Origin of the sequence: Embleya sp. NPDC050493 (genome assembly GCF_044458105.1) — a bacterium.
Taxonomy (GTDB): Bacteria; Actinomycetota; Actinomycetes; order Streptomycetales; family Streptomycetaceae; genus Embleya.
Genome location: NZ_JBITHP010000023.1, coordinates 100,854 through 116,208 on the forward strand (window position 1 = coordinate 100,854; position 15,355 = coordinate 116,208).

At 70.9% G+C, this 15,355-nt stretch carries 14 protein-coding genes and 2 pseudogenes; 8 read left to right on the forward strand and 8 right to left on the reverse strand.

Annotated features, from left to right (window positions below; translation table 11 throughout):
* Window positions 1–11: 11 nt before the first annotated feature.
* The 4 genes from ACIBM5_RS34150 to ACIBM5_RS34165 all read left to right on the forward strand — a co-directional run bounded on the left by ACIBM5_RS34150 (window position 12) and on the right by ACIBM5_RS34165 (window position 3,304).
* Window positions 12–902 carry a universal stress protein gene (locus ACIBM5_RS34150; RefSeq protein WP_396010525.1) on the forward strand — a complete coding sequence of 297 codons (891 nt, stop codon included), beginning with the start codon at window positions 12–14 and terminating at the stop codon, window positions 900–902.
* Between the two features lie 321 nt (window positions 903–1,223).
* Window positions 1,224–1,865, forward strand: coding sequence for a hypothetical protein (locus tag ACIBM5_RS34155; protein ID WP_396010526.1), 642 nt, complete (start codon window positions 1,224–1,226; stop codon window positions 1,863–1,865).
* A gap of 180 nt (window positions 1,866–2,045) precedes the next feature.
* Window positions 2,046–2,723 (forward strand): DUF6544 family protein, encoded by a 678-nt coding sequence (locus tag ACIBM5_RS34160; RefSeq protein ID WP_396010527.1) that lies wholly within the window; start codon window positions 2,046–2,048, stop codon window positions 2,721–2,723.
* 104 nt (window positions 2,724–2,827) lie between these two features.
* Window positions 2,828–3,304 carry a pyridoxamine 5'-phosphate oxidase family protein gene (locus ACIBM5_RS34165; RefSeq protein WP_396010528.1) on the forward strand — a complete coding sequence of 159 codons (477 nt, stop codon included), beginning with the start codon at window positions 2,828–2,830 and terminating at the stop codon, window positions 3,302–3,304.
* A gap of 67 nt (window positions 3,305–3,371) precedes the next feature.
* On the opposite strand, the gene ACIBM5_RS34170 is transcribed toward ACIBM5_RS34165, so the two are convergent.
* On the reverse strand, window positions 3,372–4,835 hold the full coding sequence (locus tag ACIBM5_RS34170) for an acetate--CoA ligase family protein (RefSeq protein WP_396010529.1): 1,464 nt from the start codon (window positions 4,833–4,835) through the stop codon (window positions 3,372–3,374).
* Between the two features lie 194 nt (window positions 4,836–5,029).
* Here ACIBM5_RS34170 and ACIBM5_RS34175 point away from each other — a divergent pair, with 194 nt between their 5' ends.
* Window positions 5,030–5,935: a universal stress protein gene (locus ACIBM5_RS34175; protein WP_396010597.1), complete on the forward strand. Its 906-nt coding sequence runs from the start codon at window positions 5,030–5,032 to the stop codon at window positions 5,933–5,935.
* A 75-nt stretch (window positions 5,936–6,010) separates the two neighbouring features.
* The gene (locus ACIBM5_RS34180; RefSeq protein WP_396010530.1) at window positions 6,011–6,931 is read left to right on the forward strand and encodes a universal stress protein; all 921 of its coding nucleotides are present in this window, start codon (window positions 6,011–6,013) and stop codon (window positions 6,929–6,931) included.
* Here ACIBM5_RS34180 and ACIBM5_RS34185 read toward each other — a convergent pair.
* Window positions 6,829–7,707 (reverse strand): hypothetical protein, encoded by an 879-nt coding sequence (locus ACIBM5_RS34185; RefSeq protein WP_396010531.1) that lies wholly within the window; start codon window positions 7,705–7,707, stop codon window positions 6,829–6,831. The genes ACIBM5_RS34180 and ACIBM5_RS34185 overlap by 103 nt on opposite strands.
* A gap of 120 nt (window positions 7,708–7,827) precedes the next feature.
* Complete coding sequence (locus tag ACIBM5_RS34190) at window positions 7,828–8,097, reverse strand: lasso peptide biosynthesis B2 protein (protein ID WP_396010532.1); 270 nt, start codon at window positions 8,095–8,097, stop codon at window positions 7,828–7,830.
* Between the two features lie 363 nt (window positions 8,098–8,460).
* Between ACIBM5_RS34190 and ACIBM5_RS34195 the strand changes: the two are divergent.
* Window positions 8,461–8,895, forward strand: a pseudogene (locus ACIBM5_RS34195) (IS5/IS1182 family transposase); the annotation flags it as partial.
* Between the two features lie 220 nt (window positions 8,896–9,115).
* Here the strand turns inward: ACIBM5_RS34195 and ACIBM5_RS34200 are convergent.
* Both ACIBM5_RS34200 and ACIBM5_RS34205 read right to left on the reverse strand, forming a co-directional pair.
* Window positions 9,116–10,897: a SpoIIE family protein phosphatase gene (locus ACIBM5_RS34200; protein WP_396010533.1), complete on the reverse strand. Its 1,782-nt coding sequence runs from the start codon at window positions 10,895–10,897 to the stop codon at window positions 9,116–9,118.
* Between the two features lie 817 nt (window positions 10,898–11,714).
* Window positions 11,715–11,864, reverse strand: coding sequence for a hypothetical protein (locus ACIBM5_RS34205; RefSeq protein ID WP_396010601.1), 150 nt, complete (start codon window positions 11,862–11,864; stop codon window positions 11,715–11,717).
* On the opposite strand from ACIBM5_RS34205, the pseudogene ACIBM5_RS34210 reads away from it, so the two are divergent.
* A pseudogene (locus ACIBM5_RS34210) lies at window positions 11,835–12,017 on the forward strand (IS701 family transposase); the annotation flags it as partial. The gene ACIBM5_RS34205 and the pseudogene ACIBM5_RS34210 sit on opposite strands and share 30 nt — an antisense overlap.
* 148 nt (window positions 12,018–12,165) lie before the next feature.
* Here ACIBM5_RS34210 and ACIBM5_RS34215 read toward each other — a convergent pair.
* Genes ACIBM5_RS34215 through ACIBM5_RS34225 form a run of 3 tightly spaced genes read right to left on the reverse strand, consistent with a single transcriptional unit; the run spans window position 12,166 to window position 15,337 of the window.
* Window positions 12,166–13,749, reverse strand: coding sequence for an AMP-binding protein (locus ACIBM5_RS34215; protein WP_396010534.1), 1,584 nt, complete (start codon window positions 13,747–13,749; stop codon window positions 12,166–12,168).
* On the reverse strand, window positions 13,746–14,891 hold the full coding sequence (locus tag ACIBM5_RS34220; RefSeq protein ID WP_396010535.1) for a thiolase C-terminal domain-containing protein: 1,146 nt from the start codon (window positions 14,889–14,891) through the stop codon (window positions 13,746–13,748). Before ACIBM5_RS34220 ends, ACIBM5_RS34215 begins: the two co-directional genes overlap by 4 nt.
* The gene (locus ACIBM5_RS34225; protein ID WP_396010536.1) at window positions 14,888–15,337 is read right to left on the reverse strand and encodes a Zn-ribbon domain-containing OB-fold protein; all 450 of its coding nucleotides are present in this window, start codon (window positions 15,335–15,337) and stop codon (window positions 14,888–14,890) included. The genes ACIBM5_RS34220 and ACIBM5_RS34225 overlap by 4 nt, the downstream gene beginning before the upstream one ends.
* Between the last annotated feature and the right edge of the window lie 18 nt (window positions 15,338–15,355).

Sequence of the window (15,355 nt, forward strand, 5' to 3'; positions counted from 1 at the left end):
GGGACCAGTCCATGTCTGCCATTGCACCCCCTCCCACCGGACACGTGGTCGTCGGCGTGGACGGATCCTCCGCCGCGCTCTCCGCCGTCGCCCAGGCCGCCCTGGAGGCGGCGAACCGGCACCTGCCGTTGGAGATCGTCGGCGCCTGGACTTTGCCCGACGACGGGCAACTCGACGCCTATGTAGGGCAGATGCGCCGTGAGGCCGAGGAGGCGACGAAGGCGGCCGTCGCACACGCACGGGCGCTGCAGCCGCGGATCCGGACGATCGCCCGGGTCCGCCGCGGTCCCGCGCACGAGGTCCTGCTCGCCTCCGCCGAACACGCCTCCCTCGTGGTGGTCGGCAGCCGCGGACACGGCCGGATGGCAGGTCTGCTGCTGGGTTCGGTAAGCCTGTCGGTGGCCGCCTATACGCCGTGCCCGCTGCTGGTGGTGCGCGACAGGCAAGAGGCCGCGTCCCGAGCGCCCGATTCTGGTGAGGGGTCGGTGGTCGTGGGTGTCGAGGGCTCGGATTGCGGTCCTGCGGTGGAAGCCGCCTACGAGGAGGCTCAGTTGCGGCACCTGCGGGTGTGTGCGCTGAACGCGATCCCGCCGGTCGTCCCCACCCCGCTCGGGCTGCCCGCGGCGGCCGTGGAGTCCCTGGCCGCGGCAAGTGCTCTGCGGCAAGGCACCGTCGATGCCTCGCTGGCGGCCTCGCGGGCCAAGCATCCCGAGATCGAATCGCAGGTACGGGTCGTACGCGAGGGCGCGAGTCAGGCGCTGGTGGAGGCATCGCGCGAGGCGGATCTGGTGGTCCTGGCCGCGCACCGCCGCACCGCGCGTTTCGGCACGCGTCTGGGACGGGTCGCTCACGCGGTCCTGCACCACGCGCACGCCCCCGTCTTGATCGTGCCGGTCGGCTGATCCGACGTGCCGGGCCCGGCCGAAGCCCGGGACGTGGTCCGGCGGTTCGTCACCGGGGGCGATGAACGCGCGCAAGAGGGATCGCGATCCGGGGCGGTCGCCGCCGATCCGTCGGGGGCGACCGCTCTTTTTGTCGCCGTGGGTCCGTGCGCTTCACCGGCAACGTCCCGACGGCAACCGGCTGTTGGACCCGCCGGTTCGGGCCTCTCGGCCCTGGGGCGGGTGCCGGGATCGCGGGAGATTGGCGTCACGGCCCGGCAGCGCACATTGGCGGCCGAGCGCCGGGCACCGGGCCCGGCGCCATCAGGGAGGGAACCCGACATGGCAACCGCTCACGACCACCGACTGTCCTCGCGCCTGCACCTGCCCCGCCACTCCGCCTCGGCGCCCCGGAGGGACGAAACCGGATCCGACGTCGTGGTCGGGTCCCCGGCGATCGCCGCGGCCCGCACCGTCGATGTCGCCGTGGCGAGCCTGCGCGTCCTGCTGGGCTTCGTGTTCCTGTGGGCGTTCCTCGACAAGACCTTCGGCCTCGGCTACGCCACCGCGAACGGCAAGGGCTGGGTCGACGGCGGCTCCCCCACCAAGGGCTTCCTCTCCCACGTGCACGTCGGCCCGATGGCCGGCACCCTGCGCGGCTGGGCCGGCGAACCCTGGGCCGACTGGCTGTTCATGCTCGGCCTGCTCGGTGTCGGCACCGCCCTGATCCTGGGCATCGGCCTGCGCCTGGCGGCCCTGTCCGGCACCGCCATGATGGCGCTGATGTGGATCGCCGAATGGCCGCCCGCCAAGCACCTCGACAGCGGCAAGCCCACCGCCTCCACCAACCCGTTCACCGACTACCACGTCATCTACGCGATCTCCCTGATCGCCCTCGCCGCCGTCGCCGTCGGCAGCCGACTCGGCCTCGGCGCCCTGTGGGCCCGACTGCCGATCGTCCGCGACCACCGCTGGCTGCTCTGATCGCCGCTGTGATCGCCGGGGACCTCGGCCGGGTACCGTCCGCGTGACGGGCCCGGCCGAACCACGTGCGGTCCGGAAACCCGAAGCCCTGCGTATCGACAGGAGCCGGACATCATGCACACCCCACATCCCACGCCCGGGGAACCCGCCTCCGCACCGCGGTCCATGACCGGCGACCCCGTGCGGGGGGAACCTGCGCGCGAGCTGCCCGAGCCGATCCGGCGGTGGCTCGCCCACGCGGTGCCGCCCGGCACGCCGATCCCGACCCCGACGTCGGTGCGGTTGCGCGCACACGGCCGGATCCGGGTGGGACGTTGGTGGTGCCCCTTCGCATCCCGACAAACTCTGACTCCGCCCACGACGTTCCGCTGGGAGGCGGATGTACGCGGACCCGCGGGGATCCGGATCCGCGGCTTCGACCGCCTGGACGCGGACGGCGGCGCGATGCGGTGGCGACTGTTCGGCCTGGTGCCGATCATCGGCGCGTCCGGTGCCGACGTGACGCGCAGCGCGGCAGGTCGCCTGGCCGGCGAATGCATCTTCGTGCCCACCTTCGCGCTGCACCGCGACGTGCGTTGGCAAAGCGTGGACGACACGCGGGCCGTCGCCCGTTTCGCCGTCGCCGGTTATGCGCAGGAGGTGACGGTGGCCGTGGCACCCTCCGGCGCACTGGCATCGGTGTCCCTGCCCCGCTGGGGCAACCCCGACGGCCGTCGCCATCGCGAACACCGCTTCACCGCCACCTTCGACGGCGAGGTCCCGCACGGCGGTTTCCTTGTGCCGACCGGAATCAGCGCCGGTTGGGACGACACCGACGCGTTCATCCACTACGACATCGACGCTGCGGACTTCCCCTGAGCCCGACCCAGGGCAGGGCCCGTCACGCAGAGTACGTCTCGGTCCGTCGGTACAGGGCCGTTCGGCCGTGGTCGAAGACCCGGTCGGGGTCCGAGAGTGGAGGGATGAGCGAAGACCTCGTGACGACACGTCCCCTCGACCGCCGGGAGACGCTGGAGCTGATGGCCGGCGCACCGCTCGGGCGGGTCGTCGTCACCGAGGGCGCTCTTCCGGCTGTACATGTGGTGGAGTTCGCCTTCGACGGTGAATCCGTCATCTTCCGCGCCCCCGCCGATTCCACGCTCGCGAAGGCCGCGTCGGAGGCGGTGGTCGCGTTCCAGGCCGACCACATCGACCCGACGACCCGCACCGGCTGGACGGGCACCATCACCGGCCACGCCTGCCGCGTCCACGTGCCCGCCGACGTCGCGCGCCTGGCGCGCCTGGTGTCCGAGGCCACCCCCGCGGCCGACCAGGCGTGGTTCTCGATCACGTCCGAGTTCGTTACCGGCCGACTGGTGCAGCACACCACCGGTTCCCGTTCCCGTTCCCGTTCTCGTTCGGGATCGGGATCGGGATCGGGATCGGGATCGGCCAAGTGAGCGCGCCCTGGCCCCCGCCCTCCTTCGAGCGCGTGAGTTCGCCGCGTCCGTCCGGCACCGTGATCCGTCAGGTGTTGCGGCCGATCGCTCCGCGGACGCCGTAGGCCGCGGCGCCGGCCGCGATCACGGCGGCCCCGGCGAGTACCGCGAGGCGAGCGGCAGGGCGAAGGCCAGGACCAGGGTGGCCGTAGAGCAGCGGCGCCCCGCGTGATTCGGCCGGCAACGCGTGTGCGTCCAGGTCGGTCAGCGGGGTCAGCCGGGCGCCGTGATCCGCGAGCACGTCGGTGGCCACTCCGCCGAGGCCGAACAACACCAGCGGGCCGAGCACTTCGTCCTGGGTGACCCCGGCGATCAGTTCGACGCCGGAGGCGGCCATGGGTTGCACGACCACGCTCTCCATCAGGGCGCCGATGCGGTGGGCGAGGTCGGTGAAGGCCGCGCGTACCGCGTCGTCGCCGACCAGGCGCAGCCGGACTCCGCCGACGTCGCTCTTGTGCACGATGTGCGGGCCGTACGCCTTGAGCACCACCGCGCCGTCGACGCCCAGCGGGGCGAGTTCGCGAGCGAGCGCCACCGCCTCTTCGGCGTCGAACGCCTGCCGCCACGGGCTGACCTCGATGCCGTACGCGCCCAGCAGGCGCGCGCACTCGCGAGGCGGCAACCATCCCCCATCGGGCTCGCGCGCCAGGAACCTGTCGGCGAGCGAGCGGGCCGCGCCGCGGTCGACGTCGGTCAGGGGCGGCACCGTGCCGCGCGGGCGGGTCAACCACATCGAGCGCTCGTAGGCGTGGGCGAGCGCGACGGCGGCGGTGCGCGCGTCGTTGTACACCGGCACCGCCCCGCCCACGGCGGGCAACAGTTCCACCGAGGCGGCGCGTTCCGGGGCGATCACCACGACGGGACGCTCACGCACCGCCGGTCCGGCCAGAATGTCGCCGAGCGGATCACCGAGCGCGGTCGGGGCCAAGGCGAGTACCACCGCGTCCACGTGGCCTGCGTCCAGGACCCGGTCCACGCAGGCGCGCAGGGTGTCGCCGTCGACGGTGGCGGTGGTGGTGTCGACCGGGTTGGCGCACGCGGCGCCGGCGGGCAGGAGGGCGCGCAGGTCGGCTTCGAGGTCGGGGCCGAAGCGCGGCACGGCCGGCCCCGCGTCCACGCAGGCGTCCGCCGCCGGCACGCCCGCGCCGCCCGCGTTGCCGATCACCGCGACCGAGGCGCCGTCGGGCAACGGCTGGGCGTGCAACAGCGCCGCGACGGCAATCAGATCGCCGAGCGTGCGTGTCGCGGTCACCCCGGCCTGCCGGAACAGCGCACCGCTCCTCGGCCTGCCGGGCGTACTCACCCGCTCGGCGGTCTCGCGCACCGCCCGCTCCGAGACACCGAAGAACCGCAGATAGAGACTCTCCGGCGACATCGCCCGGTGCATCGCCAGCGCTCGGTCCCGGTCCTCGGGTCCCGGGCGCCGCAGGAGCACCGTCTCGCCGTCGGCGGCAAGCGCCCAGATCGCGTGCGGTGTGTCGACCTCGTGCATGGTCCCGTTTACCTTCGGCTCGGGCGCGTGCGCGCCGCTCGTCGTCCGCTTCGCGCCGATCCCCCGCATCGGGCAGGGCCGAGCGGTCCCCCTGAGGGGGTCCGACGGCCCTGTGCGCGGGGCCTCGACGACCGGCAGTGTTCGAGGCGCGGACCGGCACACGCCGGTCCGGGCAGAGGGAGTGCACCGTGAACATGCGTGAGGGGAAGCCGCCGATCGTGGTGGGAGTGGAGCCCACCGAGGCGGGCGGGCTCGCCGTGATGTGGGCCGCGGACGAGGCCGCCCGTCGCCGTTTGCCGTTGCGCCTGGTCCACACCCTGGATTGGCCGACCGGTGCCGATCGCGGACTCGGCACCGACACGCGTCGGCAGACGTGGGGCGAGCGGTTCCGCAATGCGGGCATGCGTGCGCTGGACGAGGCTCGGGCGGTCGTGGCCGCGCGTCATCCCGGGTTGGTCGCGGAGTCGCTCCTGCTCGATGGCGCGCCCATCTCGGTGCTGCCCGGTCAGGCGCGGGACGCGGCGATGATCGTAGTGGGCTCGCGCCGACTGTCGGCGACTACCGAACTGCTGATCACCGGCAGCATCGCGACGGCGATCACCGCGCACGCCGAGTGCCCGGTCGTGGTCGTCCGCGAGCCCGAGCACACCGGTACCGGTCCGGACACGATCGTGGTCGGTGTGGACGGGGCGCGGCGCTCGGAACCGGCGGTGGCGTACGCCTTCGACGAGGCCGCCCGACGGGGCGCCACGATCGTGGCCGTGCACGTCCGGCAGTTGTCCACCGGACTGATGGCCGGGCTACGCACCGGCGAGGAACTTCGGGAGGGCCGGATCCGGCTCGCCGAGACGCTCGCCGGATGGAGCGAGAAGTACCCGGACGTGTCGGTGCGCCGCGAAGTCGCCGTCGGCCACCCGGTCAAGGTCTTGACCGACGCCGCCGAACACGCGATGGGCCTGGTCGTGGGGACCCGCGGACACGGCGGTATCGCGGGCATGCTGCTGGGCTCGGTCAGCCGGGGCCTGATCCACCACGCGCGCTGCCCCCTCGTAATCGTCCCCACCACACACATCGACGCGGAATCGATCTCACACGCGTGAGCGTGGGCCGGCCCGGGCTTCCGAGGCACGGGCCGGCGTCCGACCCGACGATCATCCATTCGAAAGGCGACCACCATGAACCCGGCACCGGCATCCGCCACCGGATCACCCTCCCCCGCGGCGCCGGCCCGTGGGCACGTCGTCGTCGGATACGACGGCTCACCCGGCGCCGAGCGCGCCGTGGACCTGGCCGCCGACGAAGCCGCCCGCCGACACACCACCCTCGAAGTACTGCACGCGCTCGAATGGGTCGAAGTCGCCGGTGACGGCGACCGCTTCGGCCAACAATTGCGCGAGAACGCCCGCGCCATCGTCGACCGGGGCGCCGCCCGTGCCCGCGCCCGCCACAGCGCTCTTTCGGTGCTCACCACGGTCCAACTCGCCAACGCCATCGACGCGTTGGCGGCCGCGAGCGACCGCGCCGCACTGCTGGTCGTCGGCAGCCGAGGGATGGGCGGCTTCGCCGGCCTCCTGATGGGCTCGGTCAGCCTCCCCGTCGCGGCGACGACCCGGTGCCCGATCCTGGTCGTCCACCCCGACCACGACACGGCCGCCGACCGCGGCCCGAAATCGATCGTGGTCGGCGTCTCCGACAAGGGCTGCGGCCCCGCTCTGGAAGCCGCCTTCGCCCAGGCGGAAGCCCGACACCTGCCACTGCGCGCCGTCCACGCGTGGCGCTACCCACCGATGCCGGCCGACAGCGTCGGATTCGCCCCGGCCGTGTCGATCATGGACGACTGGCGCCTGACGGCGCAAACCAGCCTGGCCGGCGCCGTGAAGCCCTTCCGCGAGAAGCATCCGCACGTCACCGTCACCGAGGACGTCGTCCTGAACGCTCCCGCACACGCCCTCATCACCGCAAGCACCGACGCCGACCTACTGGTCCTCGCCGCTCACCGCCCCACCGGCCGCTTCGGCCCCAACCTGGGCCGCGTCGTCCACGCGGCACTGCACCACGCCAACTCCCCGATCCTCCTCATCCCCGTGCACAGCTGACCCGGGCGGCGAACCGTCCGATCACAGGGCTCGGTTCGCGGGCTTTTCCTGTCACCCGCCCCTTCAGCAGGGCCGGCACAAGGCTCGACAGCCTCGATCAGGGTCTCCAACGTCCGGGGGAGGTCGAGTTCGGCGGCCAGTCGTCGCTCGGGCGAATCGCCCGACCGGTGGCGCGCTCTCCACCTGCCCTCGGCCACCGTTGTCGTGCGGCCTCGATCGCGGGGCGCAGTTCTTCGGGCAGTTCGTCCGAAGGATTTCCCCAGAATGGTCGGGCAGGGTGCCCCTGTGGCCCCTTCGCCGAAGAAGCGCGCCGGGCCGTAGGCGACGAGGTCGGCGCGGGTGACGGTGTCCAGGAGGCGGGCGGCGGCGTGGCTGTCGACGCGTGGGCCCAGGCGGGCGGAGGCGGCGGAGAGGACGGCCTGCAGGACGGCGCGCACGCTCGCGGCGGTGACCAGGACGGCAATCGCCGGGGCGGCGGCGTTCACGGTGTCCTGCCAGGCGCGGTCGTGCACGGCGAGCAGCGGGGTGAGGACGTCGGCGGTGGCCAGGAGCCCGAACGCGGTCGCGGCCGCGGCCCCGAGCTGGGCGGCGGTCGTCACGAGCAGGGTCCGCGGGTCGACGCTCCAGGCCAGGCGGGCGGTCAGGGCCAGATCGGACGGCACGCGGGCGGCGATGCGGCGCAGTGAGGTGTCGGCGAAGGCGTTGTCGTGGGAGCGGTCGGGGGGTTCGGTGTCGGGGACGAGGATGTCCCCGGGGCGGGTTTCGCTTTCGGTCACGGCCTGAGAACGAGATTCCCCCGAACGAGTTACCTCGTTCGGGGGTGGCGAATCCTGGCACGACCGGGTTCGGAGGCGTCGCCGTGGCGCAACTCGGCCTCTGACCGGGCGTGTTCGCGGCTAGAGGGGGTACACGGGGTGCAGTTCGCGGTCGAGTTCGGCTTGTTCGCCGATGATCCGGTCGCCGGTGGTGGTCCAGGCGTGGAGTTCGAGGGGGTCGAACCGCGCGCCGAGGACGAGGTGGGTGTGTCGTCGGTGCGCGGCCGCGGCGAGCGTGGTGGCCAGGGCGGTCTCCAGGCAGGCCGACCGTATTGGACGCCCGCAGCCCTTCCTCGACGAGGTAGTCGTAGAACAGCCGCACCGGCACCAGACGCTGCTGCAACGTCGCATTCGCCATGCCGGCTCCGGAGGCCAAGACGACGACCTTGCCTCCCCGGCGACTCGGCCTCGTCCCCAGTTCCTTCACGAAGGCCGCGACGTGCAGCCGCTTCGCGGCGATCGGGTCGATCCCGTCGCGCTCACAGACCGACAGATACTCGGCAAGTCCCCGCGCTTACGCATCGATCGTTCGGGGAGCCCGCCCCAGGTCCGTCCATATTCGCAGCCACTCGGCCGCCCTCGCGTGCCGGCCCAGGACCGGCCACTTCTCCTCCGACACCACCGCGCTGCCCAACTGATCTCCTCGGTACGTGGGGACGCCGCAGGATACGAGACGCATCCTGCGGCGCTTGATTCCACGTAACTGATAGGCCGACGACGTACGGCTACTTCGCCCATTGGCAGAAGGGCGGCGTCTTCGAGCAGCTCGACGGAGTCCTGCGGCGCCTGGTCCGCGAACGGGAGGGCCGCGACGCGGAGCCCTCAGCGTGCGTGTCGGACGCGCAGAGCGTCAAGACCTCCGCGAACGTCCCCGCCGCAGGTCGGGGCATCGACGCCGGCAAGAGAATCGTCGAAAGGAAACGCCACGTCGGCGTCGACACCGTCGGCGGCATCCACCTGCTCTCGGCGATCGCCGCCGCCCACCCCCGCGTGACCAAGGCCCGGGCCGACGCCGGCTACCGCACCAAGGCAATCGAGCACGGCGCGACCCTGGGAATCGACGTCGAAGTGGTCCAACGCGACCCCACCGTCAAGGGATTCAAAGTCCTCCCCAGACGTTGGATCGTGGAGCGGACCCTGGGATGGCTCGCTACACCTGAAGCCGGAACCGAACACGACTCACAGGACAAAACGCTCTTTTAGACGGAGAAGGTATGTGTAACACATCCGCGTATTCTCACCACAACTACGACACCCCTAGGCCAAACCCCTCACGGCCCTCACCCGGACGGCCACAAAACGTTCATCATCCAACCTGCAACACCCCAGCCCACGTCACCACCCACACAGCAACCAACCACCCCCAGGCTCACACGCTGATCTCGAACCAGGTCGTCTTGCCCCGTCCCGCGGGCGAGCTGCCCCAGGCCGTGGCGAGGGCGTCGACAATCAGCAGGCCTCGTCCCGACTCGGCCTCCACATTGCGTGCGTCATCCTGGAGCAGCGTGGTCGGTACGGGGGGATACGGATCGCTGTCGCGTACCTCCACCCGGATCCGGTGCGGATAGGCACGCAGTCTCAGGTCCACCTCGCTGTGGGCGTGGATGAGCGCGTTGGTCACGACCTCGGAGACCAGTACCTCCAAATCGTCGAGCATGAGCAGCAGCGACCACCGCTGCAGCACGTCCCGCAGGAAGCGGCGGGTCTGGGCGACCCCGAGCAGGTCGTGCCGTTGCACCGACATGCGGGCGACGCGAGCCGTCTCGTGCGGCCGCGCGCCTTCGAACCGCATCAGGACAAGGGCTGCGTCATCGCCACCGGCCTCCCGCGCCGAGCCGGCGTGGACCATGGCGTCGGCCAGCACTTCGAGGTCTTCGCCGCCCTTGTCGGCGAGTAGACGGGTCAGTCGCACGACCGCGTTGTCGAACCCCAGCCGGCGTTCCTCCAGCAGGCCGTCGGTGAACAGTGCCACCACCGATCCCGGGCGCAGATCGATCGCCGTTTCCCGGTAGACGGCCCGCGTGTCGACCCCCAGCGGCGGCCCGACCGTGAGTTGCGGCTGCGCCACGTCGGGGCCGTCACCGACCAGGGGTCCCGGGTGCCCCGCGCTCGCTATGGTGGCGGCGCCGGCCGCCACGTCGACCCACATGCAGCAGCACCTCGCGAACAGGTTGGCGTCCAGGCCCGACAACACGCTGTTGCTCCGCTCCAGCACTACGGCGGGGCCATGCCCCTCCGCGGCGTACGCCCGTACGATGCTGCGCAGTTGGCCCATCACCGCTGCGGCGGCCAGGTTGTGGCCCTCCACGTCGCCGATCACGAGCCCGATACTTCCGTCGGGCAGGTTGAGCACGTCGTACCAGTCACCACCCACCGCCACGCCCTCGGTCGCGGAGAAGTACCGGGTGGTGGTGACCGCTTCGGGAATGTGCGGCGGGCTCCCGGGCAGCAGGGTGTGCTGGATCCTGCGGGTGAGGGCGTGCTCGACCTCCTGCGACCGGGCACGGGCCAGGGACTGGGCCACCTGCTCCAACAGGAGGCTCAAAAGCGTGGTTTCCATGGCGGACAACGGCTTCCGCGAGCCGGTGAACTCGATGGTGTAGCAACCCATCGCCCGGCCGCTGTGCAACAGGGGGAAGTATCCGCGCGCTCCCTCACCGGGATCCACGGTGACGCCCGGATAGGCGCGCTCCACCTCTTCGCCCGAGCCGAAGATCCTGGCCCTGGACGTGGCAACCGTGTCGGTCTCCGGAGTGCGCCGGGACAGCGGCGTCCCTTCGATGTCGCGGACCGCATCGCGGGGCAGACCGGCTGCCCCCGCCACGTGCAGCCGCTCCCCCTCGACGACGGACAGCGCCGAGGCCCTGCCGCCGAAGGCCTGGACAACCCTGGTCTGGGCGAGCGCGAGGATGTCGGAGACCTGCGCCGCACCGGCCAGCTCCCTGGCAAGCCGCTGGATCTGGTACAAGTGGCTGCTGCGGACCGTCGCCGACGCCACGGCCTCCAGCAGCCTCGGCTCAAGGTCCGGGTCGCCTGCGGCGGGCTCCGGTCCCGCAGGGATGAACACCGGAACGGCGGGAGCCGTGACGGCCTCTTCTCCCCCGGTCAACTCCTCGAGGTCGGCGGCCAGCCGGTCTGCGACCGCCTGCATGTATTCCCGCTCCTCGGTCGTGACCGACCTTGGCGGTACCAGACGTATGCCGATGGTCCCGAACCGGTTCCGTGAGGTTCGTATCGGCGCAGAGGCGACCGCCATGGAGAAGGTGATGTTGGTCGGGAACCGATGCGGCGATCGACGCACCCCCTCCCATACGTCGACCTCGTCGAAGGCCACCAGTTTCCCCGTCCGATACGACCGTGTCGTCGGCCACGACAGGTCGTCGATGTCGAAACCGGACGGAATGCCAAAGCCCAAGGGAGAATCCACGATCATGGACGCGGCCAGTGCCCGGCGGCTTTCCGTCGGGAGATAGGCGGCACAGGTGCTCGCTCGCAGCCGGTGGTACACGTCCAGCAGGGCGGAAGCGACCAGCCCGCCCTGGCGCGTCCCCGGGTCGATGACGCCGTAAGGCGGCTGGGCAAACAGTTCCCGGTCCATGAGACCTACCGTCGCTTGGGTAAACGAAAGCCACTCCTATTCCCTGCATAAATATTCGTTCATTATTGGTTCAATTATAGACAAGCCAGATCAGAGCGCCACAAGCATTGTCGGAGCCACCGAGGCGGACTGTGTCGAACTCTCCGAATCTCGGCTCCGGATGATCGTCGAGCATGCCCGAATCCTTCTCCTCGACCACGGGAGAACCCTGACGCGACGGGGCCTACTGGGATTGCGCAGGGTCGGGGGACCGTCGACCCGGCGACCGCATCAACGGCCAAGCCACTCGTGCCGGTTTCGCTTTCGGGTGCGAGTGGAGGTTGGCTCCGTGGGCCTTTTGGAGTGGGGGCTAGAGGGGGGCTATGGCTGGTTATGGCGAGGCCGCCATGGTGGTCGGCGGTGGTGGTGATCCGGGCGGCGTGGGCGAGCCGCGCTCGCCCAGCGCGAGGCCGAGCAGGCCGTCGATCAGGCGCTCGGTGCGCCGATTCAGTTGGCCCGCCGCAGCGTGAACCGTCCCCACGAGATGACCCACTACATCGCCTGCTGGATCCTCGCCATGGCCGCACACGCCGCCCTCACCGTCGCCCGCGCCCACCACCTCGACGACACCGGGAAAGCAGAAACGGATCCTCCGACCTCGTCCCCCTCAGCCTCCCCGAGATCAGACGCCTGATCCACCGCCTCACCCACCGCCGACCCGCCCCCGTCGACCACATCCTCCACTGGTCACACTGGCGACGACGACGCCAACACCAAGCTCGGATAAGCCACTACAAGCGACGAGGCGACCCGCTCCCACCCTGCCGGCAAACACCGTTGCACTAGGAGCCCGGGCGCCGCTGTGCGACCAGCGCGGCGACCTGTGGGCGGTTGATCTTCCCGGTGCTGCTGCGGCCGACGGAGTCGACGAAGTGGAACTCGCGCGGTGTCTTGAACCGCGCCAGACGGTCGGCCAGGTGACTGCGCAGGCGGGTGGCAGCCGGCTCGCCGCCCTCCTCGCCGCCCTTCAGCTGCACGACGGCGACGACGCGCTGCCCCCACTCGTCATCCTGCACGCCGATCACCACGGCGTCGGCGACCGACGGCTCAGTCACGAGGGCGGCTTCCACCTCGGCCGGGTAGATGTTGACGCCCCCCGAGAGGATCAAATCGGAGCGTCGGTCGCCGACGTAGAGATAGCCGTCCTCGTCGAGGTGGCCGATGTCGCCCGCGGTCCGGAACGGGTCGTAGGCGTCCGATGCCCCGGCGGGGATCAAGTCCCCGGCCGCACCGCTGTAGGTGAAATCGAAGCCACCGCTGACGTATATAGTGCCGGGCTCGCCTGCGGGGAGCGGCCGTCCGTCGCTCCCGCGGATCTCGAGCCGGATGCCGGGTGCCGCGCGGCCTGCGGAGCCTGGCTTCTGCAACGCCTCCTCGGAAGTGATGATCGTGGCGATGCCGAACTCCGTGCACCCGTAGTACTCGGTGAGCACCGGACCCCACCACTGGATCATCCGGTGCTTCAACTCCGGCGGGCACGGTGCTCCAGCGTGGGTGACCAGCTGGAGCGAGCGGCCTGAGAAGGAGTCGCGGATCGACTCGTCGAGGTCGAGAAGCCGATGAAACATGACCGGGACCATGAACGTGGTCGTGACCCCGAACCGGTCGATGAGCGAGAGCGTCTCAGCCGCGTCGAACCGTGAGGTGATGACGAGCTCCTGCCCCAGGTGCAGGGCGCAGAGCGCGTTCAGATTCGGTGCCGGGTGGTAGAGCGGGGCGACCACCAGGTGCACCTGGGAGAGCCCGGTGTCGGTGTCGTACTGCGCGAACCGCTGCCGAGCTCGGGCATCGGCAGCCTCGTCGGGGGTCGTCGTCGGCAGCGCCCGACGGACACCCTTGGGGCGCCCGCTCGTCCCAGAACTGTAGTACTGCACCGAGCCGGCGCTCCGCTGCATCGGCGCAGAGGCAGGATGCCGTGCGAGCAGGTTCTCGGCCGAGAGTCCGTCCGACGCGCTTCCGACCACGACGACGCGGTCGGGAGCGAGGCCGCCACCCAGGCGAGCCCCCTCGACGGCAAGCGACTCGAGGGCAGACTCGGTCACCACGGCGCGAGCCCCGGAATCCCCGATCAGGTAGGCGGCCTCGGAGGCGGTCAGGTGCCAGTTGACCGGCACGAGGTATAGGCCGATCTGCTCCGCCGCGAGCTGTGCGGCGATGAAGGTCGCACCATTCCTCAGGACGAGGGCCACGGTCTCGCCGCGCTGCAGACCCAGGTCGTCCTGCAGCAGGCGGGACCAACGGTGGGCGTCATCGAGCAGGTCGCCCCGCGTGACGGTCTCGGACCCGAGCCGCAACGCGACGCAGTCGCGGTCGCCGGCCGCGATCTCGAAGAAGCCCCGAGCAGGCGCGGCCGCCGGTGTTGTCATGCCGACACCTCCTGGTTCGAGAGCACCAACGTCGCCGCCTCCGAGAAGAAGTGTCCAACACCCTGAACCACGCTGACCCCCACGTCGGGCACCTGGGCGAACGCCTCGCCCCGCAGCTGGCGGACGGCCTCCTGGATCGCGAACATCCCGTACATGCCAGTGTGGGTGTAGCGAAGGCCGCCGCCGTTGGTGTTCATCGGCAGGTGCCCGCCCGGGGCGGTGTTACCGTCGGCGACGAACGCGCCGGCCTCCCCACGCCCGACGAAACCGAGCGCCTCGAGGCCGTACAGCGGCACGTGTGCGAACGCGTCGTAGACCATCAGGTGATCCACGTCGTTGTGGCTGATGCGCGCCTCGGTGAAGGCAGCCGCGGCCGACCGCTCGAACGTCTCGGCGCGCGTGAGGTCAGGCATCTGCGACACCAAAGGGCTGTCGGCCGCCTCGCCCGCCCCCCACAGATAGACGGGGGTGCGGCGCAGTTCGCGGGCGCGCTCTGCCGACGTGACGACCAGCCCACCGCCTCCGTCGCTCACCATGCAGCACATGAGCTTGGTGAACGGCCAGGCGATCGGCGTCGATGCCAGGACCTCATCGACGCTCGCGAGAGAGGGTCGGGCCGCTCGGGGATTTCCGTGCGACCACTCGCTCTGCCGAGCCGGCACGGAGGCCAGCTGCTCGAGCGTCGTCCCCGTCTCGTGGGCGTAGCGGAGATAAGGGAGCGTGAACATCGTGGGAGGGCCGTAGACGCCGAACGGTAGCTCGAACTGACCGAGCATCCCGTCGGCGGGCATCGGACGCGGATGGCGTCCGACCACCGACCGACGGGATTCGCCGTGCAGCACGAGGACGACTTCGGCCTGCCCGGCAGCGATCGCGGCAGCAGCGTGACGCACGTGCACCAGAAACGACGTCCCGCCCACACTCGTGCCGTCGAACCACGTCGGACGGACTCCCAACGCGTGAGCGATCTCGACCGGGTTGTGCACGGCGCTCGTGATGCCGTCGACATCGTCGAGGCTCAGGCCGGCGTCGGCGAGAGCGAGCAGCGCGGCATCGACGTGGAGGTCCAACTCGGACATGGCGGGCAGTCGTCCGAGGCTCGTTTCGGCGGCGCCGGCGATGGCGGCCACGAGGCGACTCACGCGGCGTGCCCCTCTCGGGGGGTGAACACCGGGACAACCTGGCCGCGCCGGTCCTCGAAGGCGACCTGCAGCGGCATATCGATGACCAGCTGGTCGGGCACAGCGTCGCTCCCGATGATGTTCGTCATCATGGTCGGCCCTTCCTCCAGCTGGACGATCGCGATGACGTACGGACCGACTGCTTCGAATCCGGGGGCGGGGAGGTGGTTGATGACATAGCTCAGCAACGTCGCGCGTCCGCTCACGTCAACCCACGACACCTCGCGGGAGCCGCAGGACGGGCACGCGATGCGGGGGTAGAAGAAGTGCGTTTCACACGAGCCGCACTGCTGGACTGCCAGGCGGCCCTCGGTCGCGGCGTCCCAGAAGGGGCGGGTGGTCGGTGTCGGCAGCGCCTGCGCGGCGCCCTCGCCAGGAGTGACCCCGGACACAAACATTGGTACCATGAGCGGTACTATACAGGT

Excerpts from the sequence above, each read along its gene's own strand:
- ACIBM5_RS34150 (WP_396010525.1), top strand. The coding sequence starts at position 12 with ATGTCTGCCATTGCACCCCCTCCCACCGGACACGTGGTCGTCGGCGTG.
- ACIBM5_RS34155 (WP_396010526.1), top strand. The coding sequence starts at position 1,224 with ATGGCAACCGCTCACGACCACCGACTGTCCTCGCGCCTGCACCTGCCC.
- ACIBM5_RS34165 (WP_396010528.1), top strand. The coding sequence starts at position 2,828 with ATGAGCGAAGACCTCGTGACGACACGTCCCCTCGACCGCCGGGAGACG.
- ACIBM5_RS34170 (WP_396010529.1), bottom strand. The coding sequence starts at position 4,835 with ATGCACGAGGTCGACACACCGCACGCGATCTGGGCGCTTGCCGCCGAC.
- ACIBM5_RS34175 (WP_396010597.1), top strand. The coding sequence starts at position 5,030 with ATGCGTGAGGGGAAGCCGCCGATCGTGGTGGGAGTGGAGCCCACCGAG.
- ACIBM5_RS34180 (WP_396010530.1), top strand. The coding sequence starts at position 6,011 with ATGAACCCGGCACCGGCATCCGCCACCGGATCACCCTCCCCCGCGGCG.
- ACIBM5_RS34190 (WP_396010532.1), bottom strand. The coding sequence starts at position 8,097 with ATGCGACGTTGCAGCAGCGTCTGGTGCCGGTGCGGCTGTTCTACGACT.
- ACIBM5_RS34200 (WP_396010533.1), bottom strand. The coding sequence starts at position 10,897 with ATGCAGGCGGTCGCAGACCGGCTGGCCGCCGACCTCGAGGAGTTGACC.
- ACIBM5_RS34215 (WP_396010534.1), bottom strand. The coding sequence starts at position 13,749 with ATGACAACACCGGCGGCCGCGCCTGCTCGGGGCTTCTTCGAGATCGCG.
- ACIBM5_RS34225 (WP_396010536.1), bottom strand. The coding sequence starts at position 15,337 with ATGGTACCAATGTTTGTGTCCGGGGTCACTCCTGGCGAGGGCGCCGCG.